Annotated in this window: 14 protein-coding genes; 9 read left to right on the top strand and 5 right to left on the bottom strand. The window is 45.9% G+C overall.

All coding sequences use genetic code 11. From position 1 onward, the window contains the following. Positions 1-63: 63 nt before the first annotated feature. From QWZ05_RS06560 to malZ, 4 genes are all read left to right on the top strand, one after another. Positions 64-684, top strand: coding sequence for an NAD(P)H-dependent oxidoreductase (locus QWZ05_RS06560; RefSeq protein WP_290297418.1), 621 nt, complete (start codon positions 64-66; stop codon positions 682-684). Beyond that, the gene (locus tag QWZ05_RS06565) at positions 681-2,615 is read left to right on the top strand and encodes a monovalent cation:proton antiporter-2 (CPA2) family protein (RefSeq protein ID WP_290297420.1); all 1,935 of its coding nucleotides are present in this window, start codon (positions 681-683) and stop codon (positions 2,613-2,615) included. The genes QWZ05_RS06560 and QWZ05_RS06565 overlap by 4 nt, the downstream gene beginning before the upstream one ends. After that, positions 2,602-3,933, top strand: a complete 1,332-nt coding sequence (locus QWZ05_RS06570) for an MATE family efflux transporter (RefSeq protein ID WP_290297423.1) — start codon at positions 2,602-2,604, stop codon at positions 3,931-3,933. Before QWZ05_RS06565 ends, QWZ05_RS06570 begins: the two co-directional genes overlap by 14 nt. Positions 3,934-4,143: 210 nt before the next feature. Beyond that, on the top strand, positions 4,144-5,934 hold the full coding sequence (gene malZ, locus QWZ05_RS06575; protein WP_290297425.1) for a maltodextrin glucosidase: 1,791 nt from the start codon (positions 4,144-4,146) through the stop codon (positions 5,932-5,934). Positions 5,935-5,982: 48 nt separating this feature from the next. Here the strand turns inward: malZ and QWZ05_RS06580 are convergent, their stop codons facing one another. From QWZ05_RS06580 to QWZ05_RS06590, 3 genes are all read right to left on the bottom strand, one after another. Beyond that, on the bottom strand, positions 5,983-7,581 hold the full coding sequence (locus QWZ05_RS06580; protein WP_290297427.1) for an alpha-amylase family glycosyl hydrolase: 1,599 nt from the start codon (positions 7,579-7,581) through the stop codon (positions 5,983-5,985). 78 nt (positions 7,582-7,659) lie between these two features. Next, positions 7,660-8,574, bottom strand: a complete 915-nt coding sequence (locus QWZ05_RS06585; RefSeq protein ID WP_290297429.1) for a MalM family protein — start codon at positions 8,572-8,574, stop codon at positions 7,660-7,662. 82 nt (positions 8,575-8,656) lie between these two features. Beyond that, entirely contained in the window at positions 8,657-9,856 is a 1,200-nt protein-coding gene (locus QWZ05_RS06590; protein WP_290297431.1) for a maltoporin, read from the bottom strand. Between the two features lie 440 nt (positions 9,857-10,296). Here QWZ05_RS06590 and glgX point away from each other — a divergent pair, with 440 nt between their 5' ends. The 3 genes from glgX (at position 10,297) to QWZ05_RS06605 (ending at position 15,331) form a co-directional block, all read left to right on the top strand. Beyond that, positions 10,297-12,255: a glycogen debranching protein GlgX gene (gene glgX / locus QWZ05_RS06595; RefSeq protein ID WP_290297433.1), complete on the top strand. Its 1,959-nt coding sequence runs from the start codon at positions 10,297-10,299 to the stop codon at positions 12,253-12,255. Between the two features lie 245 nt (positions 12,256-12,500). Continuing rightward, complete coding sequence (locus tag QWZ05_RS06600; RefSeq protein WP_290297435.1) at positions 12,501-14,267, top strand: sensor domain-containing diguanylate cyclase; 1,767 nt, start codon at positions 12,501-12,503, stop codon at positions 14,265-14,267. A 179-nt stretch (positions 14,268-14,446) separates the two neighbouring features. Further along, on the top strand, positions 14,447-15,331 hold the full coding sequence (locus QWZ05_RS06605; protein ID WP_290297438.1) for a LysR family transcriptional regulator: 885 nt from the start codon (positions 14,447-14,449) through the stop codon (positions 15,329-15,331). Between the two features lie 21 nt (positions 15,332-15,352). Here the strand turns inward: QWZ05_RS06605 and QWZ05_RS06610 are convergent, their stop codons facing one another. Further along, positions 15,353-15,628: a nitrogenase-stabilizing/protective protein NifW gene (locus tag QWZ05_RS06610; RefSeq protein WP_264876134.1), complete on the bottom strand. Its 276-nt coding sequence runs from the start codon at positions 15,626-15,628 to the stop codon at positions 15,353-15,355. A 243-nt stretch (positions 15,629-15,871) separates the two neighbouring features. Between QWZ05_RS06610 and QWZ05_RS06615 the strand changes: the two genes are divergently transcribed. Further along, the gene (locus QWZ05_RS06615; protein ID WP_264876135.1) at positions 15,872-16,054 is read left to right on the top strand and encodes a hypothetical protein; all 183 of its coding nucleotides are present in this window, start codon (positions 15,872-15,874) and stop codon (positions 16,052-16,054) included. A gap of 58 nt (positions 16,055-16,112) precedes the next feature. On the opposite strand, the gene QWZ05_RS06620 is transcribed toward QWZ05_RS06615, so the two are convergent. Next, complete coding sequence (locus QWZ05_RS06620; protein ID WP_290297442.1) at positions 16,113-17,072, bottom strand: arginine deiminase-related protein; 960 nt, start codon at positions 17,070-17,072, stop codon at positions 16,113-16,115. A gap of 384 nt (positions 17,073-17,456) precedes the next feature. Between QWZ05_RS06620 and QWZ05_RS06625 the strand changes: the two genes are divergently transcribed. After that, positions 17,457-19,313, top strand: coding sequence for an ABC transporter ATP-binding protein (locus tag QWZ05_RS06625; protein WP_264876137.1), 1,857 nt, complete (start codon positions 17,457-17,459; stop codon positions 19,311-19,313). Positions 19,314-19,440: the final 127 nt, after the last annotated feature.

Genomic DNA, 19,440 nt, shown 5'->3' on the forward strand with positions numbered 1-19,440 from the left:
TTGTACTCAAGATACATAGCCCTCAACCTGATTAGCGCATTTGCCCAAATTAAAAAGGTTGTCATGAAAAAAAATCGTCTATTAGTGCTGTACGCGCATCCGGCTCAACACCGCTCCGAAGCCAACCGCCCGCTGTTTAACCTAGCGCAGAAAATGGCTGGAGTAACTACAGTTGATATGTACGCAGAATATCCCAAATTCAATATCAACATCGACCTTGAGCAGCAGCGCCTGCTTGACCATGATGTGATCATTTTTCAGTTCCCACTCTACTGGTATTCAACGCCAGCAATCTTAAAAGAGTGGCAGGATCTGGTGCTTGAATATGGTTTTGCCTACGGTACAGATGGGACAGCCTTAAAAGATAAGCTCTTTGTTTGCGCGTTAACCGCGGGAGGTAAACACGAGGCTTATCATGCCGATGGTTATAATCACTTTACCATCCGTGAGCTGTTGCAACCGCTTGAACAGATGGCACGCTTAACCCACATGCGCTATCTACCGCCACTTGCTCTTTTTGGCTCTCGAACCGCACTTGAAGAGAAGCGCGTAGAAAAACACACACTGCTTTACGGCAAAATGCTAAACGCCTTGCTGCTCGACCAAGTATCACCTGACAGCACAGAGAACCTAGAAACACTCAATGAGTTCATCAACCAACTGGATGAGGAGAAATCGGCATGACCGGACTGTTTTTACAAGCCTTTATCTACCTCGTTGCCGCCGTTATTGCGGTGCCTATCGCCAAAAGGCTCGGCCTCGGCTCAGTATTGGGTTATCTGATTGCAGGTGTGGTCATTGGCCCTGTGATTGGTCTGGTTGGTGAAGAAACCACAACCATTCAGCATTTTGCTGAGTTTGGTGTGGTAATGATGCTGTTTTTAGTCGGCCTTGAGCTTGAGCCCAAAATGCTATGGGCCATGCGTAATCGATTAATTGGTCTTGGCGGCCTGCAAGTAGGCGGTACAACCGCGGCGGTCACAGGTATTGCGATGGCGCTAGGCCAACCTTGGACCATCGCGTTAACCATCGGTCTTATCTTTGCCCTCTCCTCCACAGCGATCGTATTGCAAACCTTCAATGAAAAAGGTCTAACCAAAACAGAAGGTGGTAAAAATGCCTTCTCGGTTCTGCTGTTTCAAGATATCGCCGTGATCCCAATGTTGGCGTTTATCCCACTACTTGCACTTCCCGAACTGATTGAAGCGGCACAATCAGCCGCCAGTCACGCCGCCGAGCATCATGAAGAGATCTCTTTAGTCGCAGACTTACCAGGCTGGGCTTACGGGATTGTTATCATCGCCTCTATCGTGATCGTTGTGGTGGGTGGTCACTTCCTCAGTCGACCGCTGTTTCGCTTTGTCGCCGACTCTGGGCTGCGTGAAATCTTCACTGCGACCGCATTAATGCTTGTGATTGGCATTGCGGCCTTAATGAGCTTAGTTGGGCTGTCTCCCGCTTTAGGGACATTCCTTGCAGGTGTGGTGCTGGCCAACAGTGAGTTTCGTCATGAGCTGGAATCAAACATCGAGCCCTTCAAAGGGCTGTTACTTGGCTTGTTCTTCATCACTGTCGGCGCAGGCATCGATTTCTCCATCTTATTTGGTGAGTTCGTTACCATCATGTCACTCACGATTGGTGTCATGGTGCTAAAAGCCTTAGTTTTGTTTGCTTTAGCCCTCATTTTCCGCATCAAAGACAGTAATCGCTGGCTGTTTACCCTGAGCTTGGCACAGGCTGGTGAGTTTGGTTTTGTTCTTTTAAGCTTCTCACTACAAAACCACGTTATCCCATTTGAGCTGGCACAAACTCTGTCGCTGGTTGTCGCGCTCTCTATGTTCTTAACCCCTGGTCTGTTTATTTTGTTTGATAAAGTGATTCTGCCAAGATTTGAGCAAGAGTCGAACGAACAAGAAGCCGACACCATTGATGAACAAGGTACGGTCATTATTGCGGGCATTGGCCGCTTCGGTCAGATCGTTAACCGCCTGTTGATCTCTAACGGCGTTAACACTGTGGTGCTTGATCATGAAGCAGGACAAGTGCAAAACATGCGCGATATCGGAACCAAGACCTTCTATGGCGATGCCACTCGCCCTGACTTGCTCCATACAGCAGGCATCGAACACGCCAAAGCGCTAGTAGTCGCTATCGATGATCGCGAACGTGCGATTGAGTTGGTGGAGTATGTCAAACATACCTACCCTGCGGTGACGGTTATCGCTCGTGCCTTCGACCGTGGTCATGGCTATCAACTGAAACAAGCGGGCGCAGATATTGTTGAGTCAGAAACTTATCACTCTGCCCTTGAAGTTGGGGGTAAGGCACTCCATGTATTAGGCTTTCATCCTTTTGGTGTTGAACGCAGAAAGTCCACTTACCAGCGCGTTGAAGACAAGAAATTCGAGACTCTTTACCAAGCGTGGAAGGGAGGTTCGGAAGGAGAACGTTACGACAACAACTATCGTGACCTCTTCATTCAATCTGAGAAACATCTTGTGGATGAAATGGCGCGCTATTTGAGTGACAAACACTCTCATACTGAGCGTGGCTGGACGCCTCCACCAAAAGGTTATGCTGATCAATTTGATGACGCCACTGATGACCAAAAATAACCAGAAAAACCTCGCCAAACAGCTGTTCAAGATGACTTGGCCGATGCTGTTTGGCGTTTTATCGCTTATGAGCTTTCAGCTTATTGACAGTGCCTTTATCGGTCAACTGGGGGTTTTACCGCTGGCTGCACAAGGTTTCACCTTGCCGATACAGATGATTGTCATTGGTCTACAAGTCGGTCTAGGTATCGCTACCACTGCGGTGATCTCAACCGCGCTGGGGGCGAGTCAAACACGATATGCCCAACAACTCGGTGGGTTAATTATTGTTTTAGGGAGTGTGGGGATCGCCTTATTTGGCGTGATTGCCTATCTGTTGCGTGCGCCTATTCTCGCAGCGCTGAGCGCGCCTGAAGACATTATGCCAATCATTGATAGCTATTGGATTTGGTGGCTGATCAGCTCGTGGACTGGTGCAGTGCTGTATTTTCTCTATAGCCTCTGCCGCGCGAATGGCAACACCTTGCTACCTGGTTCGATGATGATGGTGACAAGTCTACTTAACCTTGTTCTTGACCCTATTTTCATTTTCACCCTCGATATGGGCATCAATGGCGCTGCAATTGCCACGATTATCGCCTTTGGTATTGGCATCTTAATCGTGGCGCCAAAAGTGGTGGCAAAAGAGTGGATGTGCTTCAAATGGGCAGACCTCGATATTGGCAAGAGTATTCGCTCGCTAACCAACATCATGGGACCTGCGATGATCAGCCAATTGCTACCGCCCCTCTCTTCGATGCTCGCCACCAAACTGCTTGCTGGCTTTGGCACCGCTGCGGTCGCCGCATGGGCTCTCGGCTCGCGCTACGAGTTTTTCGCTATCGTGGTGGTGTTAGCACTCACTATGTCTATGCCCCCTATGATTGGGCGCATGCGCGGCGCTAAGAACTACCAAGATATACGCACACTCACCGCCATCGCGGCTAAGTTTATCTTGGTTTTTCAGCTTTTTATTGCTGTCATCACCTATTTCACCGCCGCACCATTGGCTGATTTGATGACCAGCAACGAAGGCAATGTTGAACAAATTCTTATCTGGCATCTGACCATTGTGCCATTAAGCCTTGGCCCTTTAGGGGTTTGCATGCTCATGGTATCTAGCGCCAATGCGATTGGTCGTTCCTACCGCGCCTTGAGTATCTCTGCTCTGCGTCTGTTCGCTTTCTTTCTGCCTTGTTTGTGGATAGGCGCGCAAATCGGTGGCATTGAAGGGCTATTCTATGGTGCGTTCGTTGGTAACGTGTTTGCAGGGATAGCCGCTTGGGTGATGTATCAAAAAGCGCTAACTGAGCTCGAAAACGCCACCTCCAAAGCGTAATTATGATTCAACTCAAATGGCCTCTATTTATGAGGCCATTACCATTTTTTATGTGCTCTTTTCGATATCTTACAGCCTGCTGTAATTGTGATTCATTTCACCCATACAAAATGCCAAATCGTGCACACCATCAATACAAAGCTCAATAACAAAAACCGTGTCATCGCTATAATTTAGGCGCATTCCAAACCGTTATTTTCAGGAGCTTCCATGTCTTTGCCTTTCCTCTATCATGGACAAACCCACGAATGGGTCAGCCTTAATCAGCGCACACTTACCCTCACTCTCGTGACCGATAAAACGACGCCTTTTTCTCAGGTTTTAATCCGCCACGAACCCGATAACGAAGAACACTTTTCGCCAATGACACTCTCGAAAGAGACCGAGCACCTGCGTTATTGGCAAGGGAGTTTTGAGCTGCGCCACGACCAGCCACTCAACACCTATACCTTTAAACTCATCACTGACAATCAGCAGTTTTGGCTCAGTGGCTATGGCATTACCAAGCGCATGCCAGGGCTTGAAAAACACTTCAAAACCAACCCTGAACATCAGCCGCCAAGCTGGGTGAAAGAGCAGATTTTCTATCAAGTATTCCCGGATCGTTTTGCCAATGGGAAACCAGAAATCAGCACTCAAAGCGATGAATACAAAATTGCCGATGAGAGCAAAACCGTTGTTGCAAAAGAGTGGGGGGAGCCCGTTGACGGCCATGGAGGCAATGGTGGATATGAGTTCTACGGTGGCGACCTTTACGGCGTTAAGAGCAAACTCGATTATCTTCAGGAGTTAGGGATTACGACCCTATACCTTAACCCTATTTTCGCGGCACCAAGTAATCACCGTTATGACACGATGGATTATTACAATATCGATTCTCACCTTGCCACCAATGAGGATTTTGCCGAGCTGTGTGATGACGTCCACCAGCGTGGGATGAAAGTAGTATTAGATGCCGTGTTTAACCACACCTCCACAGAGCACCCTTGGTTTAACCGTTTGGGCTGGCATCAAGAGAGTGGCGCATACCAATCTGCCCAATCACAATACCGCGACTACTACTTCTTTGAAGGTGAAACGGAGCAATACATTGGTTGGAAAGGGGTAAGCAGCCTACCTGTGCTGAACTTTGAGAATCAACAAGTGCGTGAGGCTATCTATCAATCTGATGACGCCATCATCAAACACTGGCTTAAAGCGCCCTACAACATCGATGGCTGGCGCTTTGATGTGATTCATATGCTAGGAGAAGGAGACGGCGCAAAGAACAACGCGCACTATGTCAAAGCGTTTCGCGAATCCGCTAAAGAGGTCAATCCGGATAGCTATATCTTAGGTGAACACTTCTTTGAAGCGACCTCATGGCTGCAAGGTGAGCAAGAAGATGGCTCGATGAACTATTATGGTTTCGCACACCCACTGCGCGCTTTGCTTGCGAATAAAGACATTGCGTTAGACCCGATTAGCATCGATATGTTGGAGTTTCGTGATTGGCTAGCAGAGGCGCGCGCCAAAGTGCCGTGGGACAATCAACTGGCACAACTCAACCAGTTAGACAGTCACGATACACCGCGTTTTTTCACCTTGCTGAATGAGAATGAAGCGCTGTTTAAAATTGCGGCCACCTTCCTGTTCACCTATGTCGGTACGCCTTGTCTCTATTACGGCACTGAAATTGGTATGGCAGGCGGTTCAGACCCAGATAATCGCCGCTGTATGGAGTGGGATCGCGTTAAAGACTCTGAGTTTTTACCCTTCTTTAAAGAGCTGATTCAGCTGCGTAAAAGCCACCTTGCGCTACAGCACGGCAGTTTGCTAGAGCTGTATTGTGATGAAGCGTGTTTTGTCTTTGCGCGTCAGTTTGAGGAGGATGTGGTGATTGTGGGGATGAATTTAACAGATGATGAGAAAATCGTGAAACTGCCTAAAGAGTATGTTGAGTTACTTGATTTGTCAGCCTGCGAGTTCGTGTTACTAGGAAAACAGACGCTGATCGTCTAGCCGTAAACAGATATGAAGGCTCAAGCCTGAGCCTTCATATCTTGTGCGTTAATTGGCGATTAAGAATCTCCCCTCAAATGGTGCGAGTTCAATCTCGAAAACACCGTTACTTAGCGCAATTGATTCGTTCGACAACAGATCTTTCAAAGTTCCTTCAATGCCAAGTTCATCCTGCGAGTATCTCAACGACTGATGCGATTCACCAATGTTCAAAGCAAACACAATTTGCTCATCACCCGACTGTTTCGTATCAACATATATATCGCCATTCGAAGTAATATTCGTTCTAACTCCCTGATAAAGCGCTGGGTAGTCTTCACGCAGATTCATTAACGTTGACACGTACTCTTTGAGATCAGCCTGATTGGCATCTAACGTTGCCGTTACTCCCTCTATTTTTGCGCTGCTTCTGGCAACGTGATCATCACAAACACCTCTTATTGCACAAGTATTATTGTCTTCCTTGGCGGCAAAATCATCGACTTGATCGCCTATCTCATCGCCATAGTAAAGCGTAATTGGTCCTGTATAAGCAGCTTGGAAAGCAAACGCGGCTTTATGGCGCAGCCAGTACTCTTCATCGTTTGGCTGAGCAATGTCACCACGCTGAAGAAGATCGCCAAATCTGACTAGATCATGATTGCCAATCATTAAATTGGGTTGCGCGTGAGAAGGATACGCTTGGTGAGTCGTAAAACCGTTATCTAACCAATCGGCCGCTCTATCGCCATCACTGTTTTCATTGACAGCCAGTGTCTCTACGATGCGGTAACGCATGGGAAAATCAAAAGCAGAACACAGTGCAGGATTTTGTGTTGAGCCATACCCAGTTTCAGCAATGTAATCTTCACCATTCCAAATCTCTGCCACCATATACCCTAGTGGATTGACTTCTTGGTCTTCACTGTTGGTGTACGTTACGCTTTGTGAGGCTTCATCTACGGCTTTACGAATTTGTGTCCAGGCTTCTGTTGGGACTTGATAGGCTTGGTCTAATCGCCAGCCATCGATTTTAAGCTCGTTAATCCAATAGGTTGCGACCTCTTGATAAAACTCGAGGCTTTGTGGGTAATCAACCGGATTACTCGGCCCCGAAGGGGTTAAGCCAGATGGTGAGTGTTCAATTAAACCATCTTTATGATGCCCAAAAACCCCGTCAAAAAAGACATATAACCCTCGTCGATGTGCCTCATCGACCAGTTCACGGGCTGTTTCAAGATCGCCAAAACGAGGGTCGACGGAAAAATAGTCGGTTGCAAAATACCCTGTCGCATCCAATCTGTCAGCCCAGTGATCTTGGCCATCGATAGCTTCAGAGTGAAATATAGGCGTTAACCAGATCGCATTCACACCCAGAGATTCAATATACTCTAAAGAATCGATAATCCCTTGAAGATCGCCTTTATGGTGACTAGTACCGTAACCTGTTCCATGACCAATACTATCGTCACCATTGACGAAACTCTCCACCATGATTTGATAGGTTCTTAGTTGGTTACTGTTTTCAGCAACTTGTGAGGAGCACTGATAAGCATCAACGGGAGTCTCTCCTCCTGAACCACCTTCGCCACCAGAAGAGCCGCCACATGCTTGCAGTGCGCCAACAATGGCAACTGCCAATAGTGATTGGGTTATTTTTTTACTCATGAAAACTCCTTTTTTGAATAAAAAAAGGGAAGCATCTAGGCTTCCCAAATATCTTATTAGATAAGACTATAAAATGAATTATTTGCTGTTTACGGCTTTAACGAAGGCTTCTTGTGCGCCTTCTACATTGAGAGCTTTTGCTTCATCTAGTAGAGCTAAAGCCTTGTCTAACATGCCTGCATTAACGGCATTCTCAATACTAGTAATATAAAACTGCTGTTGTTCCACTGACAATGTCGTCTCATTTGACTCAATAACTGCAATTGTCGGAACGCTAGCTTTACTATTTAATTGAGCTTGACTCTCACGCTGTTCAAGCTCGCGCTTGAATTCCTCATGTGCAGTGTCAGAGCTACCCACCACAACTGCAGAATCCTCAATAAGAATCGCATCATCGACAGTAGCAACAATCGTCATTTCTCCATACGGAGAGTGAGGGATCACAGGGTTTGGTACATCCGGTGGATAATTACCACGAGCAATTGCGTCAAGTTTAACCGGGTGTAACACCTCGGACTCACCACTAATGAGCTCTGGCGTAGTGTAAATCAGTAACTTTACTTTCTGCTTACCTACAGGCTGTAAAGTAACTTCTGACACCAACCGATCACCTTCCAAGCCATAAGCATGCTTGTACTCAAAATCATCTGTGCCAAAAGCCTTTAAAATTTGGTTTTGTTCATTTAGAAGAAGCGCATTAGGATAGAACACGGACTTTTTAAAGTGGCTAACGATTTGTAAGTCAAGCTCCTTACCTTGTGTGTCTATATTAAACGCTGCTATGTAGCTCTTTCCTTCTGGAAGAACTAATTTTTGGTTTGATTCATCTATTGAGAAGTTAATACGCTTTGTTGGTTCAACTTCTAACCACTTAACTTGAGAGTAGTTTTCCGCAACTCGCTCAACGTTCGTTGAATCAAAAACAACCGTTTCTGTTGTCGTACAACCCAGCAAAGCCATGCTGATCGCGCAACCTAAGACTAATTGTTTCATTCGCACCTCATTCTCTGATGAAAAAAGCCGACTTAACATAAGTCGGCTTGATTTATGGACTTATAAAATTTAGGAGCTTAGCTTACCACCAAGCCTCTGCTTGAATACCTACGCTGAACTCAGTGTCGTTATTAGTACCAAACGCGTTGTCATCTTCATGATCCATGAAGTATGAACCGTAGATACGAATTTCAGGACGAGCCCAGAAGCTTGAACCCGCAGACCATGCTTGAGCAACAGTTAGCTTAGAACCAGCTGAGTCTTCTGTTGTACCACTTTGCTTAACTTCGTCAGCGTAGTAACCCGCTTCAAAGATAGTCTTCATGTGATCATCCCATTTGTACACTGGACGAACAACTGCATTGTACGCTGTGATATCACCGTCGGCAGTATCTGATGCTTGTGAATACATTACAGTGTGACCAACTTCCCAAGATTCGCCGAAGCCAGTTACACCCCAGTTGATGATACGGAAACCGTCTGCATCGTTGTTATCTTCACCACGATTGTACCAACCGCCACCACCGTATGTAGCCATTTGCTTACCGTACGCTTTAGTACCGTACTGTAGAACTGTTTGGTTGAAACCGTTTGATAGGCCTTGACCAATAACAGCTGTTAGCAATAGACCGTCGTCAGCACCAAGTTTCTGGTCTTGCATTTCATTAGCAAAATCGTACGCAAGAGCAAGTTCTAGATTTGCACCATCCCAAAGGTCAATACCAGCATAACGTGCATCAAATGTATAACCATTTACTTTTCCACCTTCAAAGTCCTCAGCATCATCATGCATGATTGCAAGTGATAGTTTACCTGGACCAACTGATAGGTTTTCAATACCACCGCCAGCACCGCCAGATGTATCTAGGAAGTAGAAGTCAGTGATGTGAATATCTTTACGTTGGTAGTAACGTTGACCAGCCCATAGAACCGCATCTTTATCGCTAAACAGACCCTTAGCTTGTACGTTCATAACACGTAGAGCAGGTTCAGTACCTTCCCAGTTATTGTTACCGTTTTGACCGTAAGCAACTAGAGACTCAAGTTTAAAACTAACGTCACCTTGATTGTAAAGCTCCGCATTAAGGCCAAGCTCTGCATATAGGTCTTTCTCATTACCTAGACGACCAACTTTTGCTTTGTTGTACTCAACGTTCTCACCATTATCACCACTTAGACCAACACCAGCACGCATGTAACCGTGGAAATCAACAGCAGCAGCAGAAGCGCCAGCAGATAGCGTCATAGCAACAGCAGCAGCAATTACACTTACTTTTTTCATTATTAACTCCGTTTAGGTTTTTTATTCTTTTCCTCTCTTATCACCCTAAAAGGCAGAAATAGGGACAACAGAAAAGAGAGGTAAGATGGGATTGCACTCTTTGGTGCTTTCCCCGTTTTGTTTCAACGGTGTCTAGATTAAGCGAGTTGGGTAAGGTTGACGTCCTCCACCCCCATTTAATTTAGGGGGGATGAGAAAGGAGGAGAAAAAGGGGCGTACGCCTTTATTTTCGGTTAGATCACACAATTTAGGGGGAGGAGGAGAGGCATTGATCACAAGTTCAATTTGAAAGTGTTAGCTTGCTCAAATTTTCAAAAAGATGACAAAGTAAAAACGAAATAAAAAAATAGTAAATTTTTATCAGAATGTGGCTCTTGCATTTATTCGGACAAAGTTTTCTACTATTAGTTCACACGGATGAACAAAAAAACGACGATAAAATGAACAATAATCGACCTATACCACTACAACTCGGTGCGACACTTGATGATTCTGGATGCCTGTTTGCTATCCACGCGCCGCACCAGCCTTATTTAAAGCTCGCGCTATTCAGTGAAAACAACACTTACGAAACCTATCCACTCGAAATCGACTGCTTGGGTGTGCAATCTGCTTATGTTAAAGGCGTCAAAGCAGGCCAACGCTATGGCTATATTGGTCGTGTTGACGGCAAGCCTCACTTTCTCTCAGACCCTTATGCAAAGGCACTTGATGGACAAGCTATTTACCCACGCCCGTTTGATTCAGAAAATAGCTTCTATTTACCCAAGTGCCTGGTGGTTGATGATAGCTTTGATTGGCAGCAAACCGACCATCCTTATATTCCGCGCGAAGAGACCATACTGTTTGAAACGCATGTAAAGGGTCTGACGAAACGTAATGCGTTTGTTGATGAACAAGATCAAGGCACCTACCTTGGTTTGATTAATCCAACCATGTTGGAGTTCTATAAAAAGCAGAATATCAACACTATTCAGCTGCTTCCTATTGCCGCCTGTCTCGATGAGCCTCACCTTGAGCCATTAGATAAAGTTAATTACTGGGGTTATAACCCTTACATTTTCATGGCACCAGACCCACGTTTTGCCCGTCAAGATGCCGTAACAGAGCTAAAAACAGCAGTGCGTGAACTGCATCGCAATGGGATTGAGGTGATTTTAGATGTGGTTTATAACCACACGGCAGAAGGTGGTGATGGCGGTGCGGTGCTCAACCTGAAGGCGCTCGATCCTCGCTACTATTTAATGCATGACCATCACTTTGTGAACTACACAGGGTGTGGCAACACGGTGGATCTTGATTACCAACCGTCATTGAACTTAGTGATGGATACCCTACGCTATTGGGTGACAGAGTATAAGATCGACGGCTTCCGCTTTGATCTTGCTGCAACACTAGGACGTAACGGCGATCAATTTAATAAAAGAGCCGCTTTTTTCCGCGCTGTCGCGCAAGATCCTGTACTAAGCAAGATCAAATTGATCGCCGAACCTTGGGATATCGGTCCGAATGGCTATCAAGTCGGTCAGTTCCCACTCGGTTGGAATGAGTGTAATGATAAGCTGCGTGACATTACGCGTAGTTTCTGGCGTGGTGATCACGGCTACCTGAAAGAGTTTGCCACGCGATTAATGGGTTCACGTGACTTATACAGCGCCGCAAATTGGCCATATAACATGACCGTGAACTATATTACCTACCACGATGGTTTCACCATGCAGGACTTAGTGTCTTATAAACATAAGCACAACAAAGCGAACGGTGAAAATAACCGTGATGGCCACGGTGACAACCGCTCTGAAAACTACGGTGTTGAAGGCCCAACCGAAAATCACACCATTAATGAGCTACGTGAGAAGCAAAAGCGTAACTTCATGACCAGTGTGCTGTTTGCCTTTGGTATTCCTCACATCTTGACCGCAGATGTCCTATCCCATACCCAGCAAGGCAACAATAATGCCTATTGCCAAGACAACAACATTAGTTGGCTAGATTGGCAGATGAATGAGCGTAAAAACGCATTTAAAGATTGGTTGGCTAAAATGCTTCAAGCGCGCCTGACCTACATGGTGCCGTTTGTTAAAGCGTTCAGTGGCCCAACTCGCAATCTTAACCGTGTCTATTGGCGTCGGGTAGATGGCGGTGCGATGTCGCATGATGATTGGAATCAACTGCGCTCAGTCGCAATGCACATGGGTATTGGCCAAGATGGCAATGAGTTGTTCTATTGTATTAACCAAACCAACGCGCCGGCTCGTTTCTCTTTACCAGATGACAGAGCGCAGACATGGAAAATGATCTGTAACACCGACTCTCACGAGCTGCACCGCAGTGTAGATGAAAAGCAGGTGTTAGTTGAACCTTGCTCGATTGCTATTTTCCACTACCAAGCCAATTGATCATTCTGAGCTTGATCCCAGGGCAGCACTCGCTGCCCTTTGTTTTGCCTCTCCGTCAATAATTCCTATTTTTTAACAAATTAACCTAGCTAATTTGGCTTGCGCACAAAGTGTGATCTAGTTAACATCTAAAAACTAATAAAACTAAATAGCTGTAACAAAAATAAGACATGCGCAGAAAGTGCTACATTTTACTCCGTCGCTGTCTTAAATCTGCAGAGCAACAACGTCAAATAGAGCAAGGAATGGCTTTACCTAAAATACTGATAAAAACCCTACCGCCAAGTCTATTTTTACTTAGCGCAGGGCTACTTTACTCCGCCTTTCAACAAGTGCAGTTAACGGAACATCAAGCACAAATTGAGTCGAAACGAAACCTGCAAATCGCAGAGCAGATTGTTGACTCACTGCTCAACGCAGCCGTCAGTAAAATCTTTCAGCTTGAACAAGCGCAGCAAACACAATCCCTTGGTGAAATCGCTCAATCTATTTTAGATAAGCATGTTGCCTATAGTGACATCATGTCAGTCGATAGCAGTCGCGGTGATTACTTCTCGTTTACTGATCAGAAACGTTATGCTTTGCCTAACGCTGAACTGACTTGGCGACCAATCAACGATCTAGCGAAACAATTTTGGTTTTCGTCGATTTATAAAAATCATCAAGACCGCTGGGTGTTTGCACTGAAACATCAAAAATCGCACTCAAGCGAAGAGTTTTGGATTCAGTTTGATCTTCAGATCACCTCTTCACGACTTGAAGCGTTAAAAACTCTGTCTAACGGCTATTTGTTTATTGTCGAGCAGCAAAGTGGTTTGATCGTGATTCATCCCGACTTACAACGCATTGGCACGCCATCGGTCAGCTATCAATCGGGTATTGCCCAGCGTGTTCTTAAAGGGGAACGTTCTGGTGAGCACGAGTACTATTACAAAACCCAGTTTAAAGTGAGTCAGTTTGATCTTGATGACGACACTGGTTGGGTTTATGTCTCAGGCACTGACCGTAAAGAGATCTTAGCCGCCTCGCACCAGTTCGCGATAGCGGGCGTAATCCTGTTGGTGATTATCTTTTCTGCGGTGATTAGAAGCTATCTTTTAAACCAACTGAACTCAGCGCTCAAGGCACTTGCGCAGCAAGAGGATTTGAACCAGTTCAAACAAGCATTAAAAGCCATTTTTGATCGCTTCTTTTACCATCGAGGGTTAACCTTCTGCGTGTATGACGCCCACCACCATCAGTTTCAAACCCTCGACTATCACGGTAACTTACAAAACGTGGTAGAAGACCCAAACTTGGCCAAGGTGCTTGTTGAGCGCCCGGTGCGTTTCTTAACGCAAAAGTCGGCCGATAAGGTCGCTAAAACCCTAAAACTGCGCCACAGACACTACTGTATTCCGCTAAAAACCAATGAGGGGCTGTTGGGTGTGGTCTATCTGCAAACCGCATTGCCTGTCCCGTATGCGCTGCTGTGTGCGATACAAACATACAGCGAAGTGGCTCTGGCCAACCTGCTGCTATCACAGCGGTTGAAAAGCAAAGATGTTATGACTCAGCTCGACAATAAGCTGACCATTCGTGAAAAGATCAATGAACACCTCACCTTGCCTCACACCTATTTTGCCATGTTAGACATTGATCATTTTAAACAGATCAACGACAACTTTGGCCATCAATGTGGGGATAAGGTCATCATTCAAGCGGCACTATTGATGGAAAAGTGCTTCCCGAAACCGGGTGCCATCAGTATCGCGCGTTACGGCGGTGAAGAGTTTTGTATTCTCTTTCGTGCCAACAATGAAAATGACGCCTACGACCAGTGCGAACTGCTCAGACAGCGTATCGAAAACTCGCCATTGCCCTTCAATCAACATCAAGTACGTTATACCGTCAGTATCGGCATCACCCAAATCCGCGACAGCCAACACATCACCATTGGCCGAGCAGACAAAGCTCTCTACCAAGCCAAAGGTTTAGGTCGTAATCAGGTGGTTTTGAACACCTTTGAATAACCACAACTAACCCACCTCAAGAGAGTCACCACACCGGCTCTCTTGAATTCCAACCTTCTACCTTGTACCTTCTCTATTATTTCTCACCACCCCAGCCACAACACAATTCTCCCCCAACATTCGCCCTCCTCTATTAACAACAGGTATACTGTCAACAAACCCAACATTAAGCACTCTCTATGATCAATCGCACTTGGCTTAGCACATTCAAAACACTGGTCGAAGTTGGCCACTTTACTCAAACAGCGGAAAAGCTGTTTATGACTCAACCTGGGGTCAGTCAACATGTGCGTAAACTCGAGCAAGCGTGTGGGCATGCGCTGTTGACTCGTTATCAAAAACGTTTTGATCTCACCGAGCAGGGGCAGTTAATGTATCAATATGCCTGCCAGATTGAACAACAAGAGAGTGACCTAGCAGAAGCGATGCAGTTGGACTCACCGCACATTGGTGAATGTAAACTGGCGTGTTCAGGCGCTATCGCTCTTTATCTATATCCAAAGCTACTTGAGTTACAAAAGCAGTACCCACGCTTGCAACTGCCGGTAGAGGCTGCGCCGAACACAAGTATTCTGACTCATGTTCATGAAGGGAAAATTGATTTAGGCATTGTGACTACCATCGATCACCCTGAACTCTACAATATAGATCCCCTGGGTGATGAAGAACTATGCCTGATTTTGCCCAAAGACTATGCTGGCAAGACGCTCGATTTTGATGGGTTAAATGCGTTGGGGTTAATTGGTCACCCAGATGCGCAGCGCTATCTTAATCTTTACTTCTCTCGTTGCGGCGAGCCAGCTCTTGAGCAGCTCAACGCAGAGACGTTTTATCGCTCTGGGTACATGAATCAAATTCATCAGATTTTGTTGCCTGTCGCTCAAGGTTTAGGCTTTACCATTTTGGCGCAAGCCGCAGTTGAAAGCTGCGCTTTCAAAGACGAGCTGGTGGTCTATCAACCGAAGACGCCAGTGAAGCTACCCCTATCACTCATCCATAAGGCGCAAAGACACCTACCCGCACGCAAGGCGCTGATCAAAGAGTATATCCTTGAGCAGTTTTGACAGCTTTTACAATGTAAATTACTAGCGACGTAAGCAGGATGTGCAGCCTCTACAAGCTGAGCGTGTCTGAGTATCGAGTTGACCACGATGGATTTTACAAAAGGCTGTGCGTAGAGCGCGACGCGCAGCAAACCAATCTTCAGGCTTTTGCAGCAAAAGATAGCCATTAAAGCGTTTAAGAATGGCACTTTGATTCTGATAGAGAAATTGTCGATTGACCTCTACCTCGAAATACTCAAACAGAGCTTCGATGTTAGGGAGGGAGGCAAGTTGACGTTGCAGTTCAGGGAAGCTCATTTGACCTTAATCTCGACGATTGAGCGGTGATTTTACCTCAATATCTACGAAAATGTATGCACTCGATGTAACTGTTGCACAAAATGCCTCTCTTTTGAGAATGATAAATCGGAATTTTTATCCTTTTTGCGCGCAGTATTTGACACTGATTTTTGCTCACATATACCTACTAATGTGACCTTAATCACACATACTGTACCCCCAATTTATTGAAGCCTTGCTTCAAACGATAAGGATAACAAGATGAAAATCATACTCACTATGCTGCTACTCGCTGTATCAACCCTCTCATTTGCTTCTTCTATGGCAGGCAGAGGCTCGACCGGCATTCCTACCGTACCTTGCTATGTGTCGGGAGAATTTATTGGCACTATGCCTATTACAGAGTGCGAGCGCAAAGAAGGTTCCGTATATAAAAATAAATAACGGCAGCTAGCGACAGAGAAGCTGAAAGCCTCTCTGTCGCCCAACTTACTATTGCTCTCTATGACTGAGGAAGAAATACTTCAGCCAGCATACATCGCACACTCCCCCCGCCAATGGTTTCAATCGTAGAGACATCAAAGGCAAGCAACTTGCCATGTGTAGAGAGTTGAGATTTCTGCACTGACGTAAATGCATCATAAGCACTTTGCGACATCGCAATACACTTCTCTCCGCGAGCGTTCTCTAACTGAAGAAGGTTGCCACAAAACTGACTCATCTGCTGTTGAGTGATTGAGATAACCTGCTTGGTTTTTGCTAACGACTTCAGCACCATGCGACGCTCAAACTCAGGGATCACTTCATCACAGATAACCGCAAAGCTTTCACCCACCGACATCATCACATTGGTGTGGTAGATACTTGAACCAGAAGATAGCTCAGTAGAGAACGCGACAACCTCATAGCCTTGACTTAGCGCATAGCTATCAAGCACCTCTCGGTCACACCGTTGTGATAAGGCGGCATAGATGCATTTGCCCAGATGATCCATCACCATCACACCCGTGCTTTCCAAATATTGCTTTCGCGGCAACCAATGAGTGAGATCCTCAACATGAGTCGCCTTGCGACCTTGCAGCTCCAGCGTGCTAAGCAGCGCATCAACGCGGACTTCTGATTGACGATTTTTACACGCCATAGGAAAGGTGGCGATGTGGCCGTTTGGCTGCGTGTTGAACCAATTATTGGGAAAGACAGCATCCGGTGTCGCGCTATCAGCCAGTGGATAATCAAACTCTATGACTTGGACACCATTGGCTCGTAGGCCAGTAACCATGGTGCGATATTCCCTCATCACTCGTTCAGTGACCTGTTCTGGCGTTAATGTCACTGCAATTTGAAATTCGTTGTCTGATGCCGTTTCCTGATTAAACTGAAACTCTTTTGGCGGCACCATCACCACACAATTGGCATTTTGACGAGAATCGATGGCTGAAACAGCCGATTGGTTTACACGCATAATCCATCCCACTATTTTTGCGAGTCAGTTCGCTTTCCTTGCTATTGGCCAATTGTAAACAGCTTGTTGTGGCTGAATTTTCCGAGTTAAATGAATAATAGGTTTGAATTCAGTAATTTTTACTGCATTTCAATGAAAATTCAGTAAACATTTTTGCGAAAATACCTCTATGTCCTATCTTCATCGGTGGCCTTGAGGTCTAACCTAAGCCTCTACCCTATAGTGGGTTAGTCATCAATGGATTATGGGTATATGATGATGGTAACGGTCTAAGAACCTGAAGTTGCTATAGGAATTAACCATAGACTCAACCCTGCCAGTACTAAGGCATTCCCCTACGTTCCTGTGAGCCGCTTCTTTGTTATCCCCTTGCTAGGAAGCAATATGTTTAAAAAGTTTGAAAGCTTTACCCAACCTTTTCCCGATGACTCCCCTCAGCCGCCACCAAATGGTATTTTCGCGTTTTGTCGCCACTATACGCGCGGATTCGAAGTCCCTTTACTATTGATGTCACTGATGTCGCTCGTTGTGGCTGTGGTTGAAGTCTCTCTATTTGGCGCGATGGGTAACTTAGTCGATTGGTTATCCAACAGTGATCCTGCCACTTTCTGGCAAGAAAACGGATCGCAACTGATCGGGTATTCAGTGCTGTTACTAGTAGTGATGCCTATTTTAGTGGTGATCTATTCGTTGTTGGTCCATCAAACGCTACTCGGTAACTACCCAATGTCGATTCGTTGGCTAGCTCACCGTTATCTGCTTAAGCAAAGCGTGACATTTTACCAAGATGACTTTGCAGGGCGTGTGGCAACTAAAGTGATGCAAACCTCGCTCGCCGTGCGTGAAACCGTTATGAAGACAATGGATGTATTCGTCTATGTGAGTGTGTATTTCACTTCAATTGTTGTCTTATTGGCTCAAGCTGATGTTCGACTGATGATCCCTATGCTGCTTTGGCTGGCTTCGTACATCTCAATTCAGCTTTACTATGTCCCCAAACTCAAGAAAGTCGCTTCTGATCAAGCAGATGCTCGCTCGACGATGACCGGGCGTATTGTCGACAGCTATACCAATATCGCGACAGTTAAACTATTTTCTCATACCGACCGAGAGACCGAGTATGCCCAAAAAGGGATGCAAGGCTTCTTGAAAACTGTTTATCAACAAATGCGCCTAGTCACAGGCTTTGACGTGCTGGTGGAGCTGACTAATTATCTGTTGGTGTTTTCTATCGGTGCGATTTCGATTTACTTGTGGATGAATAATGCCATTACCGTCGGCTCGATTGCGATTGCCATCGCTCTTGCGCTTCGGATCAACGGCATGTCAAAGTGGATCATGTGGGAGGTAAGCTCGCTATTTGAAAATATGGGTACAGTTGTTGATGGGATGAAAACCCTCTCTAAGCCGATCGCAATTGAAGACAAACCAAATGCGCAGCCTCTTTCGGTTGAACGTGGCGAAATTACCTTTGATAACGTGAGCTTTCACTATGGCGAAAACAAGGGCGTGATCAATCACCTTAACCTTGCCATTAAGCCTGGTGAAAAAGTTGGCTTGGTAGGGCGTTCCGGCGCGGGTAAATCAACCTTAGTCAACTTATTGCTGCGCTTTCATGATGTTGAAGCTGGTCAAATAAAGATTGATGGCCAAGCGATCACCGAGGTCACGCAAGACTCGCTGCGTGCCAACATTGGTATGGTGACACAAGACACTTCCCTACTGCACCGTTCTATTCGCGATAATATTTTATACAGTAACCCAGCAGCGAGCGAAGAAGACCTGTTTAATGCTACCCAACAAGCGCACGCCGATGAGTTTATCCAAACCTTAACAGACCCGTTTGGCAATGTGGGTTATGACGCGCAAGTCGGTGAACGAGGTGTCAAACTCTCTGGAGGTCAACGACAACGTATTGCCATTTCGCGTGTTCTCTTGAAAAACGCACCGATACTGGTACTTGATGAAGCGACCTCCGCCCTTGACTCTGAAGTGGAAGCCGCCATTCAAGAAAGTTTAGACGAACTAATGGTGGGTAAAACAGTGATAGCCATCGCTCACCGACTGTCCACCATCGCTGCGATGGACCGACTTATCGTGCTCGATAAAGGCGAAATTGTTGAACAAGGCTCTCACCAAGAGCTACTCAAACACGGTGGAATCTATGCTCATCTCTGGGCACATCAAACGGGTGGCTTTATCGGAACGGATGAAGAGGACAAAGATGCCCTTCAAGGCTAAAAGATTCACTCCGCTTGAATGCTCGTTGCGATAGCTTTTTCGCAAGAAATTGAGGCAAAAAATACAAAAGGGCCTTTCCAGTCAAATGGAAAGGCCCTTTTTACAGTGTAAATGCAAGAAGTGTAAT

The organism is Vibrio agarivorans, assembly GCF_030409635.1.
Lineage (GTDB): Bacteria > Pseudomonadota > Gammaproteobacteria > Enterobacterales > Vibrionaceae > Vibrio > Vibrio agarivorans.

Excerpts from the sequence above, each read along its gene's own strand:
- QWZ05_RS06560 (WP_290297418.1), top strand. The coding sequence starts at position 64 with ATGAAAAAAAATCGTCTATTAGTGCTGTACGCGCATCCGGCTCAACAC.
- glgX (WP_290297433.1), top strand. The coding sequence starts at position 10,297 with ATGAACAATAATCGACCTATACCACTACAACTCGGTGCGACACTTGAT.
- QWZ05_RS06600 (WP_290297435.1), top strand. The coding sequence starts at position 12,501 with ATGGCTTTACCTAAAATACTGATAAAAACCCTACCGCCAAGTCTATTT.
- QWZ05_RS06605 (WP_290297438.1), top strand. The coding sequence starts at position 14,447 with ATGATCAATCGCACTTGGCTTAGCACATTCAAAACACTGGTCGAAGTT.
- QWZ05_RS06570 (WP_290297423.1), top strand. The coding sequence starts at position 2,602 with ATGACCAAAAATAACCAGAAAAACCTCGCCAAACAGCTGTTCAAGATG.
- QWZ05_RS06620 (WP_290297442.1), bottom strand. The coding sequence starts at position 17,072 with ATGCGTGTAAACCAATCGGCTGTTTCAGCCATCGATTCTCGTCAAAAT.
- QWZ05_RS06580 (WP_290297427.1), bottom strand. The coding sequence starts at position 7,581 with ATGAGTAAAAAAATAACCCAATCACTATTGGCAGTTGCCATTGTTGGC.
- QWZ05_RS06585 (WP_290297429.1), bottom strand. The coding sequence starts at position 8,574 with ATGAAACAATTAGTCTTAGGTTGCGCGATCAGCATGGCTTTGCTGGGT.
- malZ (WP_290297425.1), top strand. The coding sequence starts at position 4,144 with ATGTCTTTGCCTTTCCTCTATCATGGACAAACCCACGAATGGGTCAGC.
- QWZ05_RS06590 (WP_290297431.1), bottom strand. The coding sequence starts at position 9,856 with ATGAAAAAAGTAAGTGTAATTGCTGCTGCTGTTGCTATGACGCTATCT.
- QWZ05_RS06615 (WP_264876135.1), top strand. The coding sequence starts at position 15,872 with ATGAAAATCATACTCACTATGCTGCTACTCGCTGTATCAACCCTCTCA.
- QWZ05_RS06565 (WP_290297420.1), top strand. The coding sequence starts at position 681 with ATGACCGGACTGTTTTTACAAGCCTTTATCTACCTCGTTGCCGCCGTT.
- QWZ05_RS06625 (WP_264876137.1), top strand. The coding sequence starts at position 17,457 with ATGTTTAAAAAGTTTGAAAGCTTTACCCAACCTTTTCCCGATGACTCC.
- QWZ05_RS06610 (WP_264876134.1), bottom strand. The coding sequence starts at position 15,628 with ATGAGCTTCCCTGAACTGCAACGTCAACTTGCCTCCCTCCCTAACATC.